The sequence below is a fragment of the Pseudomonas asiatica genome (genome assembly GCF_040214835.1).
Taxonomy (GTDB): Bacteria; Pseudomonadota; Gammaproteobacteria; order Pseudomonadales; family Pseudomonadaceae; genus Aquipseudomonas; species Aquipseudomonas putida_Z.
The window spans coordinates 4,679,918-4,702,472 of the sequence record NZ_CP157874.1 but is presented as its reverse complement, the minus strand read 5'-3'; the positions used below and the strand labels follow the sequence as shown (position 1 = coordinate 4,702,472).

Below are 22,555 nucleotides of genomic sequence, written 5' to 3'. Positions count from 1 at the left end.
TCAGTTCTCCAGTACGCTCAGCAGGCCAAGGGGCAGGGGCACGTCCATCACGCGGTCGAACAGCCAGTAGAGGAACAGGCTCATGCCCACCACCACGATGGCGCTGTGCAGCCAGCGGCCGCCGTACAGGCGGGCCATGGGCACGCCGACCAGGATGGCGCTGAGGATGAAGCCCAGGGCTTCGAAGGTGCTGGCGAAAACGATCAGCAGGCCGACGCAGGCGGTGATCTTGATCAGGGTTTCGCGGTCCAGTTCTGGTTCGTCGTCCTTGCGCACGATGGGCGTGGGGCGAAACACCAGATACAGCAGGCCCAGGCCCAACAGGCCGAGCATCAACAGCGGGTAGGCGCGCGGGCCCACCGGTTCATAGGAAAACGCCGCCTGGTAAGGCCAGGCCATCACGGCCAGGGCGGCGCACACCGCCAGCAGGGCCAGGGCGAAGATGCGTTGCAGGATCATCAGAGAGTCCTCATTGAGCACGGACCCTGTGGGAGCGGGCGTGCCCGCGAACACCGGCAACGCCGGTGCCTGGCACCGCGGTGTCTTCTTCGCGGGCACGCCCGCTCCCACAGGGATCGGTGAAAGATCGTGGGTGGCTTACTGGATCAGGCCAAACTCCCTGGCCAGTGCCTTGTAGTCAGCCACTTGCTTCTTCACATAGCCGTCCAGCTCTGCACCGGTCATGGCGAAGGGGAACAGTTCGCGCTGGTCACGCAGCTTGGCGAAGTCTTCCGAGGCCAGCATCTTGTCGAATGACTGTTTCCACCAGGCGTAGTCCTCGTCGCTCACCTTTGGCCCCAGGTAGAAACCGCGTACCACCGGCCAGACGATGTCGTAGCCCTGCTCCTTGGCGGTGGGGATGTCTTTCATCTCGGGCTCGTCCAGGCGGTTTTCCGAGAACACCGCGAGGATGCGCATGTTGCCGCTCTGAATGTGCGGCATGGAGTCGGAGATGTCGGTCGAGCCTACCTGGATATGCCCGCCCAGCAACGCCGTGGCGATTTCGCCGCCGCCTTCCAGGGCCACGTAGCGCAGGTCACGCGGGTTGATGCCGGCGGCCTTGGCGATCAGGGCGGTCTGCATCCAGTCCTGGCTGCCGACCGTACCGCCGGAGCCGATCACCACCTTGCTCGGGTCTTTCTTCAACGCCGCGACCAGGTCGTCGAGGGTCTTGTAGGGCGAGTCGCTTTTCACTGCGATGGCGCCGTAGCTGGTGCCGACGGCGGCCAGCCATTTCACCGCGTTTTCGTCGAAGCGGCCGAACTTGCCCTGGGCCAGGTTCAGCAGCGAGCCGCTGGACCAGGCCACCAGGGTGCCGGCATCGGCCGGGCGCTGGGCGACCACGGCGTTGTAGGCCACCGCGCCGACACCGCCGGGCATGTAGGTGACGCGCATCGGCTTGGTGAGGATCTTTTCCTGCACCAGGGCGCTCTGCACCAGTTTGCAGGTCAGGTCGAAGCCGCCGCCGGGCGAGGCGGGGGCAATGCATTCGGGGCGTTTCGGTTCGGCAGCGAGGGCGTTGCCGGCCAGCAGCAGGCAGCCGGTAGCGAGGACGAGGCGGCGCAGTGAAAAGGTCATCGTCTATCTCCGTGAGCGTTGTTGTTATCAAGTTATCGCTATGGGGTTACCACAGCGCCACGCTGTAGCTCACCAGCAGCCGCACCTCGTCCGCGTCGCGGGCGAAGTTGGAGCGGAAGGTGGCGTTGCGCAGGCGCACGGCGACGTTCTTCAACGGGCCGCTTTGTACCACGTACTTCAGTTCGGTGTTGCGCTCCCACTCCTTGCCCTCGCCACCGGCCGCGCGGCTGACGTTGTCGCCACTGATGTAGCGAGTCATGAAGGTCAGGCCGGGCACGCCGAGTGCGGCGAAGTTGTAGTCGTAGCGCGCCTGCCAGGAGCGCTCGTCGGCGCCGGCGAAGTCGTTGATCTGGACGAAGTTGACCAGGTACGGGTCGGCACCATCGACGTACGGGAAGGCGCTGTCGCCGGACAGCTGCTGCCAGGCGGCGCTGACCTTGTGCCCGCCCAGGGCGTAGCTGAGCATGCCGTTGACGGTGGTGTTGTCGATGTTGCCGGCCTTGGCGGCGCCGGCGTCGTCACTCACCGCCAGGCGCAGGTCGGCGCCGAAGGTGCCCGGGCCCCATGGCTGGGTGGCGACCATGCCGATGAAGTGCTGGCGGTAGATATCGTCGAGCTGGGCAAAGTGGTAGCTGCCGGTGATGCGATCGGTGAACTGGTAGTCGAGGCCGGCCAGGTCCAGGTTGTCGGCGCTGAACGAGCCACCGAAGCGGCCGTTCTTGTTGTTCAGGGCCAGGTCTTCCCAGTTGGTGTCGTTGCGGTCCTTGGCCTTGTCCAGTCGGCCGCCGGTGAAGGTAAGGCCCTTGACCTCCTTCGAGGTGAGCAGGCCGCCTTCGAAGGTTTGCGGCAGGATGCGCCCATCGTTGGGCTGCAGGGTCGGCAGTTCGGGGATCAGCGTGCCGATCTTCAGTTCGGTCTGCGACACCTTCACCTTGCCGGTCAGGCCGAGCTTGGAGTACTCGTCCGCGGCCTTGCCGTCATCGTGGGTCGGCAGCAGGCCGGTGTCGGTGCGGTCGGGGCTGGAGTCGAGCTTGATGCCGAGCATGCCCAGCGCATCCAGGCCGAAGCCCACGGTGCCATCGGTGTAGCCAGACTCGAAGTTGAGCATGAAGCCCTGGGCCCACTCGTCGCGCTTGGATTGCTGCGCACTGGTGCCGTCGCGGAAGTCGCGGTTGAAGTACATGTTGCGGGTTTCGAAGGTGGCCGTGCTGTCTTCGAAGAAGGCGGCCTGGCTCATCGGGGCGACACCGGCAAGCGCAAGGGCGCTGGCGATGGCGGAGGGGCGTGCGGCAAAGGAACGGGTAGGCGCGAACGCCTGCGGCTGCGATGACAGCATCACTGATGGCTCCGTTTATTGTTCTTATTCGTTGCACCTTGCTGGTGCTTTTTTCGGCGCGAAGGGCGACCGTGGTGCGATGCTAGGTAACCAACCTTTCGCTAACCTTTCAGCGTGAAAGGTTTGTCGACAGGGCTTCACAGGCCTGCCGACAGCGGTACACTCCGCGCCACCGTCCCACCCGAGCAGGGAGAATCCGATGCGTGTGCTGCTGGTCGAAGACCACCTGCAACTGGCCGAAAGCGTGGCCCAGGCCTTGAAAAGCCATGGCCTGACCGTGGATGTGCTGCATGACGGCGTGGCCGCCGACCTGGCCCTGGCCAGCGAGGAATACGCCGTGGCCGTGCTGGATGTCGGCTTGCCGCGCATGGACGGCTTCGAGGTGCTGGCGCGCCTGCGCGGCCGTGGCAAGACCCTGCCGGTGCTGATGCTGACCGCGCGCAGCGACGTCAAGGACCGGGTCCACGGCCTGAACCTGGGCGCCGACGACTACCTGGCCAAGCCGTTCGAGCTGACCGAACTGGAAGCACGGGTCAAGGCCCTGCTGCGGCGCAGCGTGCTCGGTGGCGAGCGCCAGCAACGCTGCGGGCCGCTGGTGTACGACCTGGACACCCGGCGCTTCGCCCTGGGTGGCGAAAACCTGACCCTGACCTCGCGCGAACAGAGCGTACTGGAAGCGCTGATCGCCCGCCCGGGCCGGGTGATGAGCAAGGAGCAACTGGCCGCCCAGGTGTTCGGCCTGGACGAAGAAGCCAGCCCCGACGCCATCGAAATCTACATCCACCGCCTGCGCAAGAAGCTCGACGGCCACCCGGTGGCCATCGTCACCTTCCGTGGCCTGGGCTACCTGCTCGAGCACCGCGATGCGTGACAACGGCAGCCTGCGTGGGCGCTTGCTCGGCAACCTGGCCTTGTTGCTGGTGGTGTTGATGCTGGCGAGTGGCCTGAGCGCTTATTGGAATGGCCGCGAGGCCGCCGACACCGCCTACGACCGGACCCTGCTGGCCTCGGCGCGGACCATTGCCGCAGGCCTGTCCCAGCGTGACGGCTCGCTGAGCGCAGATGTGCCCTACGTGGCCCTGGACACCTTCGCCTACGACAGTGCCGGGCGCATCTACTACCAGGTGCTGGACATCCAGCAGCGGCTGATTTCCGGCTACGAGAACCTGCCAGCGCCGCCGCCGGGCACACCGCGTACCGACGATTACCCGGCGCTGGCGCGGTTCTACAACGCCACCTACCTGGGCCAGGACGTGCGCGTTGTCAGCCTGCTGAAGCCGGTGAGCGAGCCGAACATGAACGGCATGGCGGAAATCCGTGTGGCCGAGACCGAGGAAGCGCGGGTGCGCATGGCCCGTGGCCTGATGGCCGATACCCTGCTGCGCCTGGGGATGCTGGCGCTGGGCGCGCTGGTGATGGTGTGGTTTGCCGTGAGTGCCGCTTTGCGGCCGCTGGAGCGCCTGCGCACGGCGGTGGAAGAACGCCAGCCGGACGACCTGCGGGCCTTGCCGGTGGTGCAGGTGCAGCGTGAGCTGGGCCCACTGGTGCGGGCTTTGAACCATTTCACCGAGCGTTTGCGCGGCCAGTTCGAGCGCCAGGCGCAGTTCATCGCCGACGCTGCCCACGAGTTGCGTACCCCGCTGGCCGCGCTGAAGGCGCGGGTCGAGCTGGGCTTGCGTTCGGCCGAACCGCAGGAGTGGCGGCAGACGCTGGAGTCCGCGGCCCAGGGCACTGACCGGCTGACCCACCTGGCCAACCAGCTGCTGTCGCTGGCGCGGGTCGAGAACGGTGCGCGGGCGATTGCCGAAGGCGGGGCGCAGCGCCTGGACCTGAGCCAGTTGGCTCGTGAGCTGGGCATGGCCATGGCACCGCTGGCGCACAAGCGTGGGGTGGCGCTGGCCCTGGAGGCCGAGGCGCCGGTGTGGCTGAAGGGGGAGCCGACGCTGCTCAACGAGCTGTTGAGCAACCTGGTGGACAATGCCTTGGCGCATACGCCGGCTGGCGGCAACGTGATCTTGCGGGTGCTGGCGCCGGCGGTGCTTGAGGTGGAGGACGACGGGCCGGGGATTCCCGAGGCCGAGCGTGAGCGGGTATTCGAGCGCTTCTACCGGCGCAGTGCGCAGGGCAGTGGGCTTGGCTTGGCGATTGTCGGCGAGATCTGCCGGGCGCACCTGGCGCAGGTGAGCCTGCATGACGGTGCGAAGGGCGGGTTGCGGGTGCGGGTGAGTTTTATCGCGGATTGATGTGTGGCCTGTACCAGCCCTTTCGCGGGTGAACCCGCTCCCACAGTGACCGCGCCGCTGCTGAAGGCTGCGCTATCCCTGTGGGAGCGGGTTTACCCGCGAAGAGGCCGGCACAGGCTGACACCGGTCAGCGCAACATGCTCCGCGCCTCAATCAGTTCACCTACTTCAAGCTCGGTGCCGTACGGCAGGCCCAGGTGGCGGTATGCCGGTAGTGCCGCCAGTGGCCGGTGGCGCCCGCGCTGGCTGATGCAGCGGGCGATCTGCACGATGTCGATGTAGTCGATCTTGTCAGTCTGCCGGTCCAGGTCCTGCACCTGGCTCGGCAGGTTGACCAGTTGCTCCGGAAACTCCCAGGCCTTGAGGATCTTGTCGCCCAGCACCGGCTGGATCTGCTCGATCACATAGTGCAGGCACACCGGATCGGACAGCAGTTCGTTGTGCTCTTCGGCATAGATCAGCACCGGCAGTGCGCCAATCTGGTTGACCAGCCCGCCGAGGGTGGCCTGGTCGGGCTTGAGTTGTGTAAAGCGGCGGCAAATTTCGTAGCTGATGCCCGCCACATCCAGGCTGTTGGCCCAGATATCACGTAACTTCTGCTCCACCGCCGGCGCCCGGGCGTGGAAAATCTGCTCGATCACCAGGCCAATGGCCAGGTTGCAGCTGTAGTTGATGCCCAGCCGCGTGATGGCGGTGTGCAGGTCGGTGACCTCGACCGCCGCGCGCAGCAGCGGGCTGTTGACGACCTTGATCAGGCGCGCTGAAAGGGCCGCATCGCGACCGATCACCTTGCTCAGGGCCGCTACGCTGATTTCGCTGTCTTCCGCCGCCTCGCGGATGCTCAAGGCAACCTCGGGCAGGGTCGGCAGGACCAGGTCATCCTTTTCGATGGCATCGAGCAACTGTGCTTGAACCATCTCGGCCAGCTTGTTCATGGGCGTGTCTACCGCAGTGGTGGTGCGGCCCCGCCACGTAGGCGGGGCAGGCTGGTCAACGCTGGATTTCCCGGTCGCGGTCCAGTTCGTAGGGCAGGGTCAGCACCTGCAGGCGTGGGCCTTCCAGGCTGCCCAGGTGCAGGTTGTCGTCTTTCACCGCTTCGGCGCTGAGCACGGCGAGCAGTTCGCAGCCTGTGCCGTTGCTGGCAGCGATGACCACTTCACCGACCGACGAACCATGGGTGGGCGAGAAGATCTCGGCGCCCGGGGCCGGAATGGCCTGCTGGTCCAGTGCCAGGCGGTACTGGCGGCGCTTGAGCTTGCCCAGGTACTGCATGCGGGCAACGATTTCCTGACCGGTGTAACAGCCCTTCTTGAAGCTGACGCCGTCGACGGCCTGCAGGTTGATCATCTGCGGGATGAACAGCTCGCGGGTCGGCCCCATTACCTGGCCGATCCCGGCGCGAATCTGCCCCAGCAGCCAGTCGCCGAGGCTACCTTCGGGCAGTGCGGCGGCCAGCGCCTGGCGAACGCTGTCGGCTTTGTCTGCCGGTACCCACAGCTCCACGCGGCCAGCGGACACGGCAATGGCGATCAACCCGTCGTGGCGCACGGTGCTGCCAGCTGCCGCAGGCACATCGAGCCCCAGGGCCTGCAGCGCCGCATCGCCGCCTTGCAGGCCGAAGCGTGCCCAGGCAGCGCTTTCATCGGTCAGCGTCGCCTTGGAGAACACGGCGTACTTCTTGAGGTCGGCCAGCTGGGCGTCGAGCAGCTCGCTGGCCATGGCCAGCAGGTAGCCGTTGCCTTCGGGCAGGATGCGGAAACTCGACTGCATGCGCCCCTTGACCATGCAGCGGGCGCCGAGGCTGGCGTGTTCCGGGCTGAGGTAGTTGATGTTGCAGGTCAGCTGGCCTTGCAGGAACTTGCCTGCATCGGAGCCGCGGACGGCGAGGATGCCCTCGTGGGACAGGGGGCAGAAGAAAGCGGAATCGGCCATGGGTCATCGCGGTGGCTAAAGACTGGCGGCCATCATAGAACGCCGGTAACAAAATAGGTAGGTGACTAGACCAACGCCCGGTGTCGCTTCGCTCGCCTGGCTGTATACTGGCGGGCCATTCGAGGAGGGCCCCATGGTCGAACAAACTGAACTCAACCGGCTTTTCTGGCACAGCCGCCGCGGCATGCTGGAACTGGACGTACTGCTGGTGCCTTTCACCCAGGAAGTCTACCCCACGCTCAACGAAACCGACCGCGAACTCTACGTGCGTCTGTTGAGCTGCGAGGATCAGGACATGTTCGGCTGGTTCATGGAGCGCACCGAGTCCGAAGACCCGGAGCTGCAGCGCATGGTTCGCATCATCCTGGACCGTGTCCAGCCCAAGTGAGTGCTTCGAGTGCCGCTGGCAAGGCTCGCGCCTGCTGGTGGCGGCCTACCTGGGGTGCCAGGTACTGGCGTGGTTCGCCGTATGGGCGAGCCCGCTGCCCGGGTGGTCGGCCCTTGCTGTTGTCGCCGCCTGTATTGCCCACGCTGGCTGGGCCATTCCCCGACGTATTCTGCTGACGCATGAGCATGCCGTTGTTGGCCTGCGCCGTGATGTGCGCGGCTGGCAGGTGTTCAGCCGTGCCCGTGGCTGGCAGCCGGTGCGCTTGTGCCGGGACAGCGTGGCGTTGCCGGCGCTGGTGGTGTTGCGCTTTGGGCGGGCGGGGCGCTGGTTGGGGGAGAGCCAATGCGTGCCACGGGATGCGCTGGGGGCTGATGAGCACCGGCGCTTGCGGGTGCGGTTGAAATTCAGCCGGCGCAGGTGGGCAGGGGTGAGCCGGGCATAAAACCATACCGAGTTGGCTTCTTCGCGGGCCTGCCCGCTCCCACAGGTACTGCGCAAGCCTGCAAGGCAGTGGGATTCCTGTGGGAGCGGGCGCGCCCGCGAAGGCCGCGACACCGATTTCAGATCGGGCTGAGAATGGTGTCCTTGGCCTCGTCCAGCATCCCCGGGTAATCCAGGGTGTAATGCAGTCCGCGGCTTTCCTTGCGCTGCATGGCCGACAGGATCATCAACTCGGCCACCTGCGCCAGGTTGCGCAATTCGATCAGGTCGCGGCTGACCTTGTAGTTGCTGTAGAACTCGTCGATTTCGTCCAGCAGCAGGCGAATGCGGTGCTGCGCTCGCTGCAGGCGCTTGCTGGTGCGCACGATGCCGACGTAGTCCCACATGAAGCGCCGCAGTTCGTCCCAGTTGTGCGCAATGATCACGTCCTCGTCCGAGTCGGTGACCTGGCTGGCGTCCCAGCCGGGCAGGGCCTTGGGCATGACCACTTCATCCAGGTGCGCCTGGATGTCGGCCGCGGCGGCACGGCCATAGACGAAGCACTCCAGCAGCGAATTGCTGGCCATGCGGTTGGCACCGTGCAGGCCGGTGAAGCTGGTTTCACCTATGGCATACAGGCCCGGCACATCGGTGTGGCCGCGGTCGTCGACCATCACTCCGCCGCAGGTGTAGTGCGCCGCAGGTACTACCGGGATCGGCTGGCGGGTGATGTCGATGCCGAAGGCCAGGCAGCGCTCGTACACGGTGGGGAAGTGGCTCTTGATGAAGTCGGCCGGCTTGTGGGTGATGTCCAGGTACACGCAGTCCACACCCAGGCGCTTCATCTCGTGGTCGATGGCGCGGGCCACGATGTCGCGCGGGGCCAGTTCTTCGCGGGGGTCGAAGCGTGGCATGAAGCGCTCGCCATTGGGCAGGCGCAGCAGGGCACCTTCGCCGCGCAGGGCTTCGGTGACCAGGAAACTCTTGGCCTGCGGGTGGTACAGGCAAGTCGGGTGGAACTGGTTGAACTCCAGGTTCGCCACCCGACAACCGGCCCGCCAGGCCATGGCGATGCCGTCGCCGCAGGCACCATCGGGGTTGCTGGTATACAGGTAGACCTTGGCCGCGCCGCCAGTCGCCAGCACGGTGAAGCGCGCACCGAAGGTGTCCACCTCGCCGGTGTTGCGGTCGAGCACATAGGCACCCAGGCAGCGCTCGCCGGGCAGGCCGAGGCGACGTTCGGTAATCAGGTCGACCGCCACGCGCTGCTCCAGCAGCTGGATGTTCGAGCGCAGACGGGCCTGCTCCAGCAGCGTGGTGAAGATGGCTGCGCCGGTGGCGTCGGCGGCATGGATGATGCGCCGGTGGCTATGGCCGCCTTCGCGGGTCAGGTGGAACTCGAAGCCACCGTCGTCGACGCTGTAGTGCTCGTCGCGGGTAAAGGGCACGCCTTGCTCGATCAGCCACTCGATGGCTTCGCGGCTGTGCTCGACGGTAAAGCGCACAGCTTCTTCGTGGCACAGGCCGCCGCCGGCATTGAGGGTGTCCTCGACATGCGACTGCACGGTATCGGTATTGTCCAGCACTGCCGCGACACCGCCCTGGGCCCAGAAGGTCGAGCCGTTGGCCAGGTCGCCCTTGCTGAGCACGGCGACTCGCAGGTGGCTGGGGAGGTTCAGTGCCAGGCTGAGACCGGCGGCACCGCTGCCGATCACCAGGACATCATGTTGGAATTGTTGGCTCATGTCGGGACACTAGTATTCTTTGGAAGGGGCGCGGCACAATAGTCACGCGCCGATGGCATTGTGAAACTATCGTTAAAGCTGGCCGGGTTGCCTTTATAGCAGCCCCGGGTGGCCAATTTCCATGCCACTTGCCTGGTCGCGACAACCTTTGTGGGAACTTTCCGACATGGCCGGAAATCCTATGAAGGCTGCCCACGCGCCACAACTTGCCGCGGCGACGCAGGGCGGCAGGCCTGTCCGGGCTGTCCCTGCGTACTCGAAACCTGATTATCGACGTAGCCGGCCGTGACCGTGCCGCGTCTTCCGTGCAACCCGACCAAGGGCTGCAGGAAACTTGCTTGGAGGGGAGAACTTTTGCGCAAAGCCCGAGTCTATGGTTGCAAGCCTGAACGATGGCTGTTGCAACGCTCCTTCGAGTTCACTGAGGAGTGTTCATGCTAACCCAGGAAGAGGATCAGCAGCTTGTCGAGCGCGTTCAGCGCGGTGACAGGCGAGCTTTCGATCTGTTGGTGCTGAAGTATCAGCACAAGATTCTCGGGTTGATCGTGCGGTTCGTTCACGATACCCACGAGGCCCAGGATGTAGCACAGGAAGCCTTCATCAAGGCCTACCGTGCGCTTGGCAACTTCCGCGGAGACAGTGCGTTCTATACGTGGCTGTACCGCATCGCCATCAACACGGCGAAGAACTACCTGGTGTCCCGTGGAAGACGGCCGCCAGACAGTGATGTGAGCTCCGAGGATGCGGAGTTTTACGACGGCGATCATGGTCTCAAGGATCTCGAGTCCCCAGAACGCTCGTTGTTGCGGGATGAAATCGAAGGCACTGTCCATCGCACCATCCAGCAACTGCCTGAAGACCTGCGCACGGCATTGACCCTGCGTGAGTTCGACGGGCTGAGTTACGAAGACATTGCCAGTGTCATGCAATGTCCGGTGGGTACCGTGCGCTCTCGAATCTTCCGCGCTCGGGAGGCCATAGACAAAGCCCTGCAACCTTTGCTGCAGGAAACCTGAGACAGCGGCGACAGCCAAGAGAGGAACCGCCATGAGTCGTGAAGCTTTGCAGGAATCGCTGTCCGCGGTGATGGATAACGAAGCGGACGAGCTTGAACTGCGTCGTGTGTTGAACGCCGTAGACGATGCTGAAACCCGTGCCACCTGGTCGCGTTACCAGGTTGCCCGCGCAGCCATGCACAAGGAGCTGCTGCTGCCCAACCTGGATATCGCCTCGGCGGTGTCTGCAGCGCTGGCTGACGAAGCCGTGCCGGCCAAGGCCAAGAAAGGGCCATGGCGCAGCATTGGCCGCCTGGCGGTAGCTGCCTCGGTCACCGTAGCGGTGCTGGCCGGTGTGCGCATGTACAACCAGGACGAGATCACTGGCGCCGAGCTTGCTGCCCAGCAACCTGCCCAGCAAGGCCTGACTGTGCCACAAGCACAAGGCCCGGCCGTTTTGGCAGGCTATAGTGAGAGCAGTGAGCAACCGACCGGGCCGATGGCCAACGGCGTGCTGCAGAACCAGGCCGGCTGGGACCAGCGTCTGCCAGGCTACCTGCGCCAGCATGCCCAGGAATCTGCGCTCAAGGGCACTGAAACCGCATTGCCGTATGCCCGCGCCGCCAGCCTGGAAAACCGTTAAGTAAGGAGGATCATGCGCGCGCTACCTCTCCTGTCGCTGCTGATTGGCAGCTGCATGACGGTGCCAGCATTGGCGGCCAATTCCTCGCCCGAGGCGAGCGAGTGGCTGAGCAAGCTGGCACAGGCCGAGCAAAAGCAGAGCTACCAAGGCTCTTTTGTCTACGAACGCAATGGCAGCTTCTCTTCCCACGAGATCTGGCACAGGGTCGACGACGGCAAGGTCAGCGAGCGGCTGTTGCAGCTCGATGGCGCCGCCCAGGAGATCGTGCGCGTGGATGGCAAGGTAGAGTGCGTCAGCGGGGCCTTGGCCAGTGGTGTGACGACGCCCCCGGACACCGCGCAGCGTGTGCTTGATCCGCTGAAACTGATGGGCTGGTATGACTTGAGCGTGGCGGGCAAGTCACGGGTCGCCGGGCGCGATGCCGTGATCGTGACGCTCACCCCGCGCGACCAGCACCGTTATGCCTTCGAATTGCACCTGGACCGTGCTACCGGCCTGCCGCTGCGCTCGTTGATGGTCAACGACAAGGGGCAGTTGCTGGAGCGCTTCCAGATGACCCGTCTCGATACCGAAGCACCTAGCGACGACGACCTGCGCGCCAGCGCTGCGTGCAAGCCGGTGCAGCATGTGGCCGCTGCCGCCAATGACACGGTCGCCGGCTGGCGTTCGGACTGGCTGCCGCCTGGCTTCGAACTGGTCAACAGCTCGGTACGCCGCGACCCCAAGAATGACAGCACGGTCAGCAGCCTGATGTACGACGATGGCCTGGCGCGCTTCTCGGTGTTCCTCGAGCTGGTAAAGGATGAGGGCGGGACCGACATGCGTACCCAGCTTGGCCCGACTTCGGCGGTCTCGCGTCGGCTGAACACGCCCAAGGGCAAGGTGATGGTCACTGTGGTCGGCGAGATCCCGCTGGGTACCGCAGAGCGTGTGGCGCTGTCGATGCGCCCCCAGGATGGCCAGGCGCGCCAGTGATGGCGAGCATTTGCGGGCCTGGCGTGCGGGCCATGCCAAGGCGTGCGGACATGCCTCTGAAATGAAATTAAAGCATTGTCATTTGCAATCCATCGGCAAATTTTCTATAGGTCAGGCTTCTTGGAGCCTGGCCTTTCCTGCTTTGTGCAGGGGCCTTTCTAAACTACCGCTCGTTGTGACGGGAGCCGTATGTCAATACCACGCTTGAAATCCTACCTATCGATGTTCGCCGCCGTGCTGATGCTCGGCCAGGTGCTCAGCGCCCAGGCCGAGGAAGCCCTGCCGGACTTCACTACCCTGGTCGAGCAGGCCTCGCCAGCCGTGGTCAACATCAGTACCAAGCAGAAGCTGCCGGACCGCCGCATGGCCGCCGGGCAGATGCCCGACCTGGAAGGCCTGCCGCCGATGTTCCGCGAGTTCTTCGAGCGCAACATGCCGCAGCAGCCGCGCTCGCCGCGTGGCGACCGCCAGCGCGAGGCCCAGTCGCTGGGTTCGGGCTTCATCATTTCCAGCGATGGCTACGTGCTGACCAACAACCACGTGGTAGCTGATGCCGACGAGATCATCGTCCGCCTGTCGGACCGCAGCGAGCTGCAGGCCAAGCTGGTCGGCACCGATCCGCGCACCGACGTGGCCCTGCTCAAGGTCGAGGGCAAGAACCTGCCGACCGTCAAGCTGGGTGATTCCGAGAAGCTCAAGGTGGGCGAGTGGGTACTGGCCATCGGTTCGCCGTTCGGCTTCGACCATTCGGTGACCAAAGGTATCGTCAGCGCCAAGGGGCGCACCCTGCCCAACGACACTTACGTACCGTTCATCCAGACGGACGTTGCCATCAACCCGGGCAACTCCGGCGGCCCGCTGTTCAACATGAACGGCGAAGTGGTGGGTATCAACTCGCAGATCTTCACCCGTTCCGGCGGTTTCATGGGCCTGTCGTTCGCCATCCCGATCGATGTGGCGATCGATGTCTCCAACCAGCTGAAGAAAGACGGCAAGGTCAGTCGCGGCTGGCTGGGCGTGGTGATCCAGGAGGTCAACAAGGACCTGGCTGAGTCGTTCGGCCTGGACAAGCCGGCCGGTGCCCTGGTGGCCCAGGTGCTGGAAAACGGCCCGGCAGCCAAGGGCGGCCTGCAGGTGGGTGACGTGATCCTGAGCATGAACGGCCAGCCGATCGTCATGTCGGCCGACCTGCCGCACCTGGTCGGCAGCCTCAAGGACGGCGAAAAGGCCAAGCTGGAGATCATCCGCAACGGCAAGCGCCAGAACCTCGACATCAGCGTTGGCGCACTGCCGGACGACGATGCCGACATCGGTACCGGCGCCGAAGGCAGCGCCGAGCGCAGCAGCAACCGCCTGGGCGTCTCGGTGGCCGACCTGACCGCCGAGCAGAAGAAAGCCCTGGAGCTCAAGGGTGGCGTGGTCATCAAGGAAGTCCAGGATGGCCCGGCCGCGATGATCGGCCTGCGCCCGGGTGACGTGATCAGCCACCTGAACAACCAGGCCATCGGTTCGGCCAAGGAATTCACCGAAATCGCCAAGGAACTGCCGAAGAACCGTTCGGTGTCGATGCGCGTGCTGCGTCAGGGCCGTGCCAGCTTCATTACCTTCAAGCTGGCTGAATAAGCGGCTTGGCAAGGAGAAAAGGGCAGCTTCGGCTGCCCTTTTTCATGAAAGTTCACAATTGCAGGGGCGAATGCTGTGTACAGCCCGATAGAGGAATCTCCCATATCCCGGCAGCTTAAGGTACAATTCCCGGCTATTTTTCGGCGGGCGTCCGGCTCGCAGCCTTTTCGAGTGTTGACCCGTGAGTGATTTGAGTCATATCCGCAATTTCTCCATCATCGCCCACATCGACCATGGCAAGTCGACGCTGGCCGACCGTTTCATCCAGATGTGCGGTGGCCTGTCGGCACGCGAGATGGAAGCCCAGGTGCTCGATTCCATGGACCTGGAGCGTGAGCGCGGTATCACCATCAAGGCCCACAGCGTCACGCTCAACTACAAGGCGCAGGACGGCAAGGTCTACCAGCTGAACTTCATCGATACCCCCGGCCACGTCGACTTCACCTACGAAGTCTCGCGTTCGCTGGCGGCCTGTGAAGGCGCGCTGCTGGTGGTGGATGCTGGCCAGGGCGTCGAGGCCCAGTCCGTAGCCAACTGCTACACCGCCATCGAGCAGGGCCTTGAGGTCATGCCGGTACTGAACAAGATGGACCTGCCCCAGGCCGATCCGGATCGCGTCAAGGACGAGATCGAGAAGATCATCGGCATCGACGCCACCGACGCCGTGGCCTGCAGTGCCAAGAGCGGCATGGGCGTGGACGAGGTGCTCGAGCGCCTGGTGCAGACCATCCCCGCGCCGGAAGGCGATATCGAGGCGCCGCTGCAGGCACTGATCATCGACTCCTGGTTCGACAACTACCTGGGCGTGGTCTCGCTGGTGCGCGTACGCCACGGCCGCGTCAAGAAAGGCGACAAGATCCTGGTCAAGTCCACCGGCAAGGTGCACCTGGTCGACAGCGTGGGCGTGTTCACCCCGAAACACACCCAGACCGCCGACCTGAAGGCCGGCGAAGTGGGCTTCATCATTGCCAGCATCAAGGACATCCACGGTGCCCCGGTCGGTGACACCCTGACCCTGTCCGCGACCCCTGAGGTCGAAGTGCTGCCAGGCTTCAAGAAGATCCAGCCGCAGGTCTACGCCGGCCTGTTCCCGGTCAGCTCCGACGACTTCGAGGACTTCCGCGATGCGCTGCAGAAGCTGACCCTGAACGACTCGTCGCTGCAGTACATGCCGGAAAGCTCCGACGCCCTGGGCTTCGGCTTCCGTTGCGGCTTCCTCGGCATGCTGCACATGGAGATCATCCAGGAGCGCCTGGAGCGCGAATACGACCTGGACCTGATCACCACGGCGCCAAGCGTGATCTACGAGCTGGAACTGAAAACCGGCGAGACCATCACCGTCGACAACCCGTCGAAGCTGCCAGACGTCTCGGCGGTCGCCGACTTCCGCGAGCCGATCGTCACTGCCACCATCCTGGTACCGCAGGAACACCTGGGCAACGTCATCACCCTGTGCATCGAGAAGCGTGGCGTGCAGCGCGACATGCAGTTCCTCGGCAGCCAGGTGCAGGTGCGCTACGACCTGCCGATGAACGAAGTGGTGCTGGACTTCTTCGACCGCCTCAAGTCCACCAGCCGCGGCTATGCTTCGCTGGACTATCATTTCGATCGCTACCAGTCGGCCAACCTGGTCAAGCTGGATGTACTGATCAACGGCGACAAGGTCGATGCCCTGGCATTGATCGTGCACCGCGACAACGCGGCCTACAAAGGCCGTGCGTTGACCGAGAAGATGAAGGAACTGATCCCTCGGCAGATGTTCGATGTGGCGATCCAGGCAGCTATCGGCGGCCAGATCATCGCGCGGACAACCGTCAAGGCGCTCAGAAAGAACGTACTGGCCAAGTGCTACGGTGGTGACGTCAGCCGTAAGAAGAAGCTGCTGGAGAAGCAGAAGGCCGGTAAGAAACGCATGAAACAGGTGGGTAACGTGGAGATTCCACAGGAAGCCTTCCTCGCCGTGCTCAGGTTGGATAGCTAGGTCCTATGTCGCTAAATTTCCCGCTGTTGCTAGTCATCGCCGTCTTCGTCTGCGGCCTGCTGGGCTTGATCGACCTGCTGTTCCTGGCTCCGCGCCGGCGTGCGGCAATCGCCAACTACCAGGGCAGCGTCAGCCAGCCCGAGATGGCGGTGGTCGAGCGCCTGGGCAAGGAACCGTTGCTGGTCGAGTACGGCAAGTCGTTCTTCCCGGTGCTGTTCATCGTGCTGGTGCTGCGTTCGTTCCTGGTCGAGCCGTTCCAGATCCCTTCGGGGTCGATGAAGCCGACCCTGGAAGTGGGCGACTTCATCCTGGTGAACAAGTTCTCGTACGGCATTCGCCTGCCGGTGATCGACAAGAAGGTCATCGAGGTGGGTGACCCGCAACGCGGTGATGTGATGGTGTTCCGCTACCCGAGCGACCCGAACGTCAACTACATCAAGCGTGTGGTCGGCCTGCCGGGTGACCAGGTGCGCTACACCAGCGACAAGCGGTTGTTCGTCAACGGCCAGCCGATTGCCGAACAACTGGTGGGCACCGAGCCGGGCACCCTGGGCAGCGCCGAGCTGTACAAGGAAAAGCTCGGCGAGGCCGAACACCTGATCCGCAAGGAAATGAGCCGTTACCGCATGCCGCCGGACCAGCAATGGACCGTGCCGGCAGGCCATTACTTCATGATGGGCGACAACCGCGACAACTCCAACGACAGCCGTTACTGGGATGACCCGAACATCCCGAAGGAACTGCACGGCATGGTTCCGGACCGGAACATCGTCGGCAAGGCCTTCGCGGTGTGGATGAGCTGGCCAGAGCCCAAGCTCAGCCACCTGCCCAACCTGTCGCGGGTCGGTCTGATCCATTGATACCCATCGGCGCTGGCCAGCAGGCAGCGCCGAATGCATTTCTGACATAGGCTGTGTTCTCAGGGATCGGGAGATTCGCCGCACATCGCGGCGGGCCACAGCCAAACAGTCTTTCAGGATGTTGATTTGAACAACGCGTTGAACAACGAACGGGTGGCTGCATGAGTGCTCCCCTTGCCCGTCTGGAGCGAAAGCTCGGTTATACCTTCAAGAACCAGGACCAGATGCTCCTGGCACTGACCCATCGCAGTTACGCCGGGCGCAACAATGAGCGCCTGGAGTTTCTCGGTGACGCCATTCTCAACTTCGTCGCCGGCGAAGCGCTGTTCGAGCGCTTCCCGCAGGCCCGCGAAGGCCAGCTGTCGCGCCTGCGCGCGCGCCTGGTCAAGGGTGAGACCCTGGCCCGCCTGGCCCGTGGTTTCGACCTGGGCGATCACCTGCGCCTGGGTTCGGGTGAGCTCAAGAGCGGTGGCTTCCGCCGCGAGTCGATCCTGGCCGATGCCCTGGAGGCGCTGATTGGCGCCATCTACCTGGACGCCGACATGGAAACGGCCCGGGAGCGCGTGCTGGCCTGGCTGGCCGATGAGTTCGAAGGCCTGACCCTGGTCGATACCAACAAGGACCCGAAAACCCGCCTGCAGGAGTTCCTGCAGTCGCGCAGCTGCGAGCTGCCGCGTTACGAAGTGGTGGACATCCAGGGCGAACCGCACTGCCGGACCTTCTTCGTCGAATGCGAAGTGGTGCTGCTGAACAACAAGAGCCGTGGCCAAGGCGTTAGCCGGCGTATCGCCGAGCAAGTCGCTGCCGCGTCTGCACTGATCGCCCTGGGCGTGGAGAATGGCAATGACTGATAGCAACCCGACCCGCTGCGGCTACGTAGCCATTGTCGGCCGCCCGAACGTGGGCAAGTCGACCTTGCTCAACCACATCCTCGGCCAGAAGCTGGCGATCACCTCGCGCAAGCCGCAGACCACCCGCCACAACATGCTCGGCATCAAGACCGAGGGTGACGTGCAGGCGATCTACGTCGATACCCCCGGTATGCACAAGGCCAACGACAAGGCCTTGAACCGCTACATGAACCGCAACGCCTCGGCGGCCCTGAAGGACGTCGACGTGGTGATCTTCGTGGTCGACCGCACCAAATGGACCGATGAGGACCAACTGGTGCTGGAGCGCGTGCAGTACGTGACGGGCCCACTGATCATCGCGGTCAACAAGACCGACCGCATGGAAGAAAAGGCCGAACTGATCCCGCACCTGCAATGGCTGCAGGAGCAGTTGCCGAACGCCGAAGTGATGCCTATTTCCGCGCAGCAGGGGCACAACCTGCAGGCGCTGGAAGCACAGATCGCCAAGCACCTGCCTGAGAACGAGCACTTCTTCCCCGAAGACCAGATCACCGACCGCAGCAGCCGCTTCCTGGCCGCCGAACTGGTGCGCGAGAAGATCATGCGCCAGCTGGGTGCGGAATTGCCGTACCAGATCACCGTGGAAATTGAAGAATTCAAGCAGCAGGGTCATGTGCTGCACATCCATGCGCTGATCCTGGTCGAGCGCGACGGCCAGAAAAAGATCATCATTGGCGACAAGGGCGAGCGCATCAAGCGCATCGGCTCCGAGGCGCGCAAGGACATGGAGGTGCTGTTCGACTCCAAGGTCATGCTCAACTTGTGGGTCAAGGTGAAAGGCGGCTGGTCCGATGACGAGCGCGCCCTGCGCTCGCTGGGCTACGGCGACCTCTAAGCCTCGCACGGCCGGTCTCTGTAGGAGCGGCCTTGTGTCGCGACAGGGCCGCAAAGCGGCCCCGGATTTTCAGTTTCGCAGCATAAATTGCTGGGGCTGCTGCGCAGCCCTATCGCGACACAAGGCCGCTCCTACAAGGGCCAGTGCAACCCCTGGGGCACGTATTTTCCATGGAACAACCTGTCGGCCAGCCAGCCTACGTGCTGCACAGCCGTGCCTACAAGGAAACCAGCGCGCTGGTGGACTTCTTCACCCCGCAGGGCCGCATGCGCGCCGTGCTGCGCCGTGCGCGTGGCAAGGGTGGCAGCCTGGTGCGGCCGTTCGTGCCGCTGGAGCTGGAACTGCGTGGGCGTGGCGAGCTGAAGAATGTCGGGCGCATGGACAGTGCCGGCATCGCCACCTGGCTGCATGGCGATGCCCTGTTCAGCGGGTTGTACCTCAACGAACTGCTCATGCGCCTGCTGCCCGCCGAAGCGCCTTTCCCGGCGCTGTTCGAGCACTACACCCTGACCTTGCAAGCCTTGGCCGCCGGTCGCCCGCTGGAGCCGCTGCTGCGCTCCTTCGAATGGCGGCTGCTGGACGAACTCGGTTACGCGTTTTCGTTGCACCACGACGTCAATGACCAGGCGATCGCGGTCGATGGCCTGTACCGCTTGCGTGTGGATGCCGGCCTGGAACGGGTCGAGCTGGTGCAACCCGGGCTGTTCCGCGGCACCGAACTGCTGGCCCTGGCCGAAGCCGACTGGGATGCCCCAGGTGCCTTGCTCGCCGCCAAGCGCCTGATGCGCCAGGCACTGGCGGTTCACCTCGGGGCAAAACCGCTGGTCAGCCGGGAACTGTTTCGCAAGCGCTGATCACGACGTATGCTGTGGGGCTAAATCTTCAGGAGAGCCTTTCGTGACTCACAGCAACCGCATGCTTCTCGGCGTAAACATCGACCACGTGGCGACCCTGCGCCAGGCCCGGGGCACGCGTTACCCTGATCCGGTCAAGGCTGCCCTGGATGCCGAGGAAGCAGGCGCCGATGGCATCACCGTGCACCTGCGTGAAGACCGCCGGCACATCCAGGAGCGTGACGTGGTGCTGCTCAAGGACGTGCTGCAGACCCGCATGAACTTCGAGATGGGCGTCACCGAAGAGATGATGGCCTTTGCCGAGAAGATCCGCCCGGCGCATATCTGCCTGGTACCCGAAACCCGTCAGGAGCTGACCACCGAAGGCGGCCTTGACGTGGCGGGCCAGGAAGCACGGATCAAGGCTGCGGTTGAGCGCCTGTCGCGTACCGGTGCCGAAGTGTCGCTGTTCATCGATGCCGACGAGCGGCAGATCGAGGCTTCGCGTCGCGTTGGCGCGCCTGCCATCGAGCTGCACACCGGGCGTTACGCCGATGCCGAAACCCCGACCGAAGTGGCCGAGGAACTCAAGCGTATCGTCGATGGCGTGGCGTTTGGCGTGGGGCAGGGGCTGATCGTCAATGCCGGCCACGGCTTGCATTACCACAACGTCGAGGCGGTGGCGGCAATCAAAGGCATCAATGAGCTGAACATCGGCCATGCGCTGGTGGCGCATGCGCTGTTCGTCGGCTTCAAGGCCGCTGTGGCCGAGATGAAGGCGCTGATCGTGGCCGCGTCGCGCTAATCGTTGGTCGCCTGTACCGGCCTCTTCGCGGGTAAACCCGCTCCCACAGGTACCCCACAGGCCTTGAGGCTTGTGCAATCCCTGTGGGAGCGGGTTTACCCGCGAAGAGGCCGACACAAGCGATGTATTACTCGGCTGGAAACACCAGGGTAAACCGGGTAGGCCCAAAGGGGCTGCTGCTGACCTCGACCCGCCCGCCATGCAACTGCATGATCGATTTCACGATCGCCAGCCCCAACCCGGTCCCTCCCTCCAGCCGTGAGCGCCCGGAGCCCACCCGGTAAAACCGCTCGAACAAGCGCGACTGGTGTTCTTCAGCAATACCAGGCCCCTGGTTTTCCACCGAAAGCCGAACTTCGCTGCCCACGCGCTCGATACGCAGTTCCACAGGCTTGTCATCGGGGCAGTGCCGAATGGCATTGCTCAACAGGTTCGACAGTGCCCGCTGAAACATCAGCCGATCACCCTGCGCCGTCCCCCAGCCTTGCACACGCAACTCAACCCCTTTCAGCTCGGCACTGAACGCAAACAGCTCGACAACCCGCGCCGTCTCGTCGGCCAATGCCATGGGCTTGAGCGCGACCTGGGCCTGGGGTTGGCTGACCTGGGCGAGAAACAGCATGTCATTGATGATGCGGTTGAGCCGGGTCAGTTCTTCGATGCTGTCTTCCAGCACTTCCCGGTAATTCGCGTTGTCCCGTTCGCGGGCCAGCGTCACTTGCGCCTTGCCCATCAGGTTGCTCAACGGTGTGCGCAGTTCATGGGCCAGATCATCGGAGAACTGCGACAACTGGCTGACGCCCTGATCGAGGCGGTCGAGCATCACGTTGATGCTGCTGGCCAGCTCTGCCAGCTCCAGCGGCAGGCCGGTAGCGGGAAGACGATGTTGCAGGTCCTGGGCCGACACCCGCCCGGCAATGCGCCGGAAGTGCCGCAGTGGTCTCAGGCCGCGCTGCATCAGCCACCAGGCACCGGCCCCGATCAGCAACAGCAGCAACGGCAGCGCGAGCAAGGTGGAGTGCAGGTAGGCCTGCAGCAGGGCGTTGTCGTCGGCGCGGTTGAGCGACATCATCACCTTGACCGGGGTGTCGTCGCGCAGGCGCATCAGCCGGGTCACGGTGAGTATCTGGTTGCCATTGCTGTCGCGCCACGCATGAAAGGCCAGGCGGGCATCGGTGCGCAGATCGCCTACCTGCGATTCCAGCGCTGGCCCCAGGCTGAGCAGGTGCGGGTGGCGGCCTTCGAGGGCCAGCACGCTGAGGCTGAGGTTGTCGTGCCCCATCACCAGGTCGAGCAAGGGATGGGCGCGGCTGCCCAGATCTTCGCTACGCAGGTCGACGCGCAGGTTGTGCTCGACCTGCAGCATCTTGCGCGCCAGGTCCTTGCGTGCGCGGCTGTCCAGTTCGTGATCGAGGGCGAACACGGCCAGGCAGGCCAGCAGCAGCACCAGTGCGGCGCCCATCAGCGTCACGCTCAAGCCCAGGCGCAGTGACAGGCTGGCGTTTTTCAAAAGCGTGCCTCGAGCACGTAGCCGACGCCACGCAGGGTATGGATCAGCTTGTTGTCGAACGGGTCGTCGATCTTTGCCCGCAGGCGCCGGATCGAAACCTCGACCACATTGGTGTCGCAGTCGAAGTTCATGTCCCACACCAGCGAGATGATCTGGGTGCGCGACAGCACCTCGCCGGTCTGGCGCATCAGCAGGTGCAGCAGGGCGAACTCCTTGGCGGTCAGGTCGATACGCTGCCCCGCGCGGTAGGCGCGGTGACGGCCGGGGTCCAGCTCCAGATCGGCGACGCGCAGGGTGCTGGGCTGCAGTTGCTGGTCGTTGCGGCGCAGCAGGCTGCGGATACGGGCCAGCAGTTCCGGGAACTCGAAAGGTTTGAGCAGGTAATCGTCGGCCCCCAGGTCCAGGCCCTTGACCCGGTCGGCCAGGCGGCCGTGGGCGGTAAGCATCATGATGCGCGTGGCCGATTCGGCGCGCAGCCGCTGCAGCACGGTCCAGCCATCGAGTTCGGGCAGGTTGACGTCGAGGATGACCAGGTCGTAGGGCTGCTGGCGGGCCAGGTGCAGGCCATCGGTGCCGGTGTGGGCGCAGTCGACCACGTAGCCGTTCTCGCGCAGGCCCTGCTGCAGGTAGTCGGCGGTACGCAGTTCGTCCTCGATGATCAGTAGACGCATGGGTGGGCTCGGTGTGATGAAAGGGGGCGATTCTCGACCCTGTAGTGGCATCAGGGTCAAGGCGTGGGATGTTACGGCATGAGTAAGGACGCGCGGCGCAGATAACGGATTTGTAATCCTGGTGTTATCTGGCTGTCTGTTCGGGCCCTATCGCCGGCAAGCCAGCTCCCACAGGTACTGCACAGTTTTCAAGACTTGTGGTGATCCTGTGGGAGCTGGCTTGCCGGCGATAGGGCCCGAACAGGCAAAACAGGGCCACATTGCAAGACTGT

At 64.1% G+C, this 22,555-nt stretch carries 22 protein-coding genes; 14 read left to right on the top strand and 8 right to left on the bottom strand.

Annotated elements, in window-relative coordinates; genetic code table 11:
- The 3 genes from ABNP31_RS20945 to ABNP31_RS20935 all read right to left on the bottom strand — a co-directional run bounded on the left by ABNP31_RS20945 (nt 1) and on the right by ABNP31_RS20935 (nt 2,914).
- Nucleotides 1-459 carry a tripartite tricarboxylate transporter TctB family protein gene (locus ABNP31_RS20945; protein ID WP_046614795.1) on the bottom strand — a complete coding sequence of 153 codons (459 nt, stop codon included), beginning with the start codon at nt 457-459 and terminating at the stop codon, nt 1-3.
- A gap of 138 nt (nt 460-597) precedes the next feature.
- Entirely contained in the window at nt 598-1,578 is a 981-nt protein-coding gene (locus ABNP31_RS20940) for a Bug family tripartite tricarboxylate transporter substrate binding protein (protein WP_025340435.1), read from the bottom strand.
- A 46-nt stretch (nt 1,579-1,624) separates the two neighbouring features.
- Nucleotides 1,625-2,914, bottom strand: coding sequence for an OprD family porin (locus ABNP31_RS20935; protein WP_025340434.1), 1,290 nt, complete (start codon nt 2,912-2,914; stop codon nt 1,625-1,627).
- Nucleotides 2,915-3,113: 199 nt separating this feature from the next.
- Between ABNP31_RS20935 and ABNP31_RS20930 the strand changes: the two genes are divergently transcribed.
- On the top strand, nt 3,114-3,785 hold the full coding sequence (locus ABNP31_RS20930; RefSeq protein ID WP_025340433.1) for a response regulator: 672 nt from the start codon (nt 3,114-3,116) through the stop codon (nt 3,783-3,785).
- Nucleotides 3,778-5,157, top strand: a complete 1,380-nt coding sequence (locus tag ABNP31_RS20925) for a sensor histidine kinase (protein ID WP_025340432.1) — start codon at nt 3,778-3,780, stop codon at nt 5,155-5,157. Before ABNP31_RS20930 ends, ABNP31_RS20925 begins: the two co-directional genes overlap by 8 nt.
- Before the next feature lie 127 nt (nt 5,158-5,284).
- Here the strand turns inward: ABNP31_RS20925 and ABNP31_RS20920 are convergent, their stop codons facing one another.
- Both ABNP31_RS20920 and ABNP31_RS20915 read right to left on the bottom strand, forming a co-directional pair.
- Nucleotides 5,285-6,091, bottom strand: coding sequence for an HDOD domain-containing protein (locus tag ABNP31_RS20920; protein WP_015271603.1), 807 nt, complete (start codon nt 6,089-6,091; stop codon nt 5,285-5,287).
- A 55-nt stretch (nt 6,092-6,146) separates the two neighbouring features.
- Nucleotides 6,147-7,088, bottom strand: a complete 942-nt coding sequence (locus ABNP31_RS20915; RefSeq protein ID WP_350012723.1) for a YgfZ/GcvT domain-containing protein — start codon at nt 7,086-7,088, stop codon at nt 6,147-6,149.
- Nucleotides 7,089-7,221: 133 nt separating this feature from the next.
- On the opposite strand from ABNP31_RS20915, the gene ABNP31_RS20910 reads away from it, so the two are divergent.
- Both ABNP31_RS20910 and ABNP31_RS20905 read left to right on the top strand, forming a co-directional pair.
- On the top strand, nt 7,222-7,476 hold the full coding sequence (locus ABNP31_RS20910; protein WP_003252043.1) for a succinate dehydrogenase assembly factor 2: 255 nt from the start codon (nt 7,222-7,224) through the stop codon (nt 7,474-7,476).
- Entirely contained in the window at nt 7,460-7,918 is a 459-nt protein-coding gene (locus tag ABNP31_RS20905) for a protein YgfX (RefSeq protein WP_350012722.1), read from the top strand. Before ABNP31_RS20910 ends, ABNP31_RS20905 begins: the two co-directional genes overlap by 17 nt.
- Nucleotides 7,919-8,036: 118 nt before the next feature.
- On the opposite strand, the gene nadB is transcribed toward ABNP31_RS20905, so the two are convergent.
- Nucleotides 8,037-9,641 (bottom strand): L-aspartate oxidase, encoded by a 1,605-nt coding sequence (nadB, locus tag ABNP31_RS20900; RefSeq protein WP_085665429.1) that lies wholly within the window; start codon nt 9,639-9,641, stop codon nt 8,037-8,039.
- 434 nt (nt 9,642-10,075) lie between these two features.
- On the opposite strand from nadB, the gene rpoE reads away from it, so the two are divergent.
- The 10 genes from rpoE to pdxJ all read left to right on the top strand — a co-directional run bounded on the left by rpoE (nt 10,076) and on the right by pdxJ (nt 20,102).
- Nucleotides 10,076-10,657, top strand: coding sequence for an RNA polymerase sigma factor RpoE (gene rpoE, locus ABNP31_RS20895; protein WP_003252049.1), 582 nt, complete (start codon nt 10,076-10,078; stop codon nt 10,655-10,657).
- A gap of 31 nt (nt 10,658-10,688) precedes the next feature.
- Nucleotides 10,689-11,279, top strand: a complete 591-nt coding sequence (locus ABNP31_RS20890; RefSeq protein WP_075046173.1) for a sigma-E factor negative regulatory protein — start codon at nt 10,689-10,691, stop codon at nt 11,277-11,279.
- A 12-nt stretch (nt 11,280-11,291) separates the two neighbouring features.
- On the top strand, nt 11,292-12,254 hold the full coding sequence (locus ABNP31_RS20885; protein ID WP_085692281.1) for a MucB/RseB C-terminal domain-containing protein: 963 nt from the start codon (nt 11,292-11,294) through the stop codon (nt 12,252-12,254).
- Between the two features lie 222 nt (nt 12,255-12,476).
- Nucleotides 12,477-13,877: a DegQ family serine endoprotease gene (locus ABNP31_RS20880; RefSeq protein ID WP_371257967.1), complete on the top strand. Its 1,401-nt coding sequence runs from the start codon at nt 12,477-12,479 to the stop codon at nt 13,875-13,877.
- A gap of 181 nt (nt 13,878-14,058) precedes the next feature.
- Nucleotides 14,059-15,858, top strand: coding sequence for a translation elongation factor 4 (gene lepA / locus ABNP31_RS20875; RefSeq protein ID WP_013973995.1), 1,800 nt, complete (start codon nt 14,059-14,061; stop codon nt 15,856-15,858).
- Nucleotides 15,859-15,863: 5 nt separating this feature from the next.
- The gene (gene lepB / locus ABNP31_RS20870; protein ID WP_003258486.1) at nt 15,864-16,718 is read left to right on the top strand and encodes a signal peptidase I; all 855 of its coding nucleotides are present in this window, start codon (nt 15,864-15,866) and stop codon (nt 16,716-16,718) included.
- A gap of 161 nt (nt 16,719-16,879) precedes the next feature.
- The gene (rnc, locus tag ABNP31_RS20865; protein WP_003258487.1) at nt 16,880-17,569 is read left to right on the top strand and encodes a ribonuclease III; all 690 of its coding nucleotides are present in this window, start codon (nt 16,880-16,882) and stop codon (nt 17,567-17,569) included.
- Nucleotides 17,562-18,464, top strand: a complete 903-nt coding sequence (era, locus tag ABNP31_RS20860) for a GTPase Era (protein ID WP_015271595.1) — start codon at nt 17,562-17,564, stop codon at nt 18,462-18,464. Before rnc ends, era begins: the two co-directional genes overlap by 8 nt.
- 170 nt (nt 18,465-18,634) lie before the next feature.
- The gene (gene recO / locus ABNP31_RS20855) at nt 18,635-19,318 is read left to right on the top strand and encodes a DNA repair protein RecO (protein ID WP_350012721.1); all 684 of its coding nucleotides are present in this window, start codon (nt 18,635-18,637) and stop codon (nt 19,316-19,318) included.
- Nucleotides 19,319-19,379: 61 nt separating this feature from the next.
- Nucleotides 19,380-20,102, top strand: a complete 723-nt coding sequence (pdxJ, locus tag ABNP31_RS20850; RefSeq protein ID WP_153670549.1) for a pyridoxine 5'-phosphate synthase — start codon at nt 19,380-19,382, stop codon at nt 20,100-20,102.
- A 127-nt stretch (nt 20,103-20,229) separates the two neighbouring features.
- On the opposite strand, the gene ABNP31_RS20845 is transcribed toward pdxJ, so the two are convergent.
- Complete coding sequence (locus ABNP31_RS20845) at nt 20,230-21,612, bottom strand: heavy metal sensor histidine kinase (protein ID WP_350012720.1); 1,383 nt, start codon at nt 21,610-21,612, stop codon at nt 20,230-20,232.
- Nucleotides 21,609-22,283, bottom strand: coding sequence for a heavy metal response regulator transcription factor (locus ABNP31_RS20840; protein WP_003258489.1), 675 nt, complete (start codon nt 22,281-22,283; stop codon nt 21,609-21,611). Before ABNP31_RS20840 ends, ABNP31_RS20845 begins: the two co-directional genes overlap by 4 nt.
- Between the last annotated feature and the right edge of the window lie 272 nt (nt 22,284-22,555).

Coding starts and splice junctions, on each gene's coding strand:
- ABNP31_RS20880 (WP_371257967.1), top strand. CDS start 12,477: ATGTTCGCCGCCGTGCTGATGCTCGGCCAGGTGCTCAGCGCCCAGGCC.
- ABNP31_RS20840 (WP_003258489.1), bottom strand. CDS start 22,283: ATGCGTCTACTGATCATCGAGGACGAACTGCGTACCGCCGACTACCTG.
- ABNP31_RS20930 (WP_025340433.1), top strand. CDS start 3,114: ATGCGTGTGCTGCTGGTCGAAGACCACCTGCAACTGGCCGAAAGCGTG.
- pdxJ (WP_153670549.1), top strand. CDS start 19,380: ATGCTTCTCGGCGTAAACATCGACCACGTGGCGACCCTGCGCCAGGCC.
- rpoE (WP_003252049.1), top strand. CDS start 10,076: ATGCTAACCCAGGAAGAGGATCAGCAGCTTGTCGAGCGCGTTCAGCGC.
- ABNP31_RS20935 (WP_025340434.1), bottom strand. CDS start 2,914: ATGCTGTCATCGCAGCCGCAGGCGTTCGCGCCTACCCGTTCCTTTGCC.
- recO (WP_350012721.1), top strand. CDS start 18,635: ATGGAACAACCTGTCGGCCAGCCAGCCTACGTGCTGCACAGCCGTGCC.
- ABNP31_RS20910 (WP_003252043.1), top strand. CDS start 7,222: ATGGTCGAACAAACTGAACTCAACCGGCTTTTCTGGCACAGCCGCCGC.
- era (WP_015271595.1), top strand. CDS start 17,562: ATGACTGATAGCAACCCGACCCGCTGCGGCTACGTAGCCATTGTCGGC.
- rnc (WP_003258487.1), top strand. CDS start 16,880: ATGAGTGCTCCCCTTGCCCGTCTGGAGCGAAAGCTCGGTTATACCTTC.
- nadB (WP_085665429.1), bottom strand. CDS start 9,641: ATGAGCCAACAATTCCAACATGATGTCCTGGTGATCGGCAGCGGTGCC.
- ABNP31_RS20945 (WP_046614795.1), bottom strand. CDS start 459: ATGATCCTGCAACGCATCTTCGCCCTGGCCCTGCTGGCGGTGTGCGCC.
- ABNP31_RS20915 (WP_350012723.1), bottom strand. CDS start 7,088: ATGGCCGATTCCGCTTTCTTCTGCCCCCTGTCCCACGAGGGCATCCTC.
- ABNP31_RS20940 (WP_025340435.1), bottom strand. CDS start 1,578: ATGACCTTTTCACTGCGCCGCCTCGTCCTCGCTACCGGCTGCCTGCTG.
- ABNP31_RS20925 (WP_025340432.1), top strand. CDS start 3,778: ATGCGTGACAACGGCAGCCTGCGTGGGCGCTTGCTCGGCAACCTGGCC.
- ABNP31_RS20885 (WP_085692281.1), top strand. CDS start 11,292: ATGCGCGCGCTACCTCTCCTGTCGCTGCTGATTGGCAGCTGCATGACG.
- ABNP31_RS20890 (WP_075046173.1), top strand. CDS start 10,689: ATGAGTCGTGAAGCTTTGCAGGAATCGCTGTCCGCGGTGATGGATAAC.
- ABNP31_RS20920 (WP_015271603.1), bottom strand. CDS start 6,091: ATGAACAAGCTGGCCGAGATGGTTCAAGCACAGTTGCTCGATGCCATC.
- lepB (WP_003258486.1), top strand. CDS start 15,864: ATGTCGCTAAATTTCCCGCTGTTGCTAGTCATCGCCGTCTTCGTCTGC.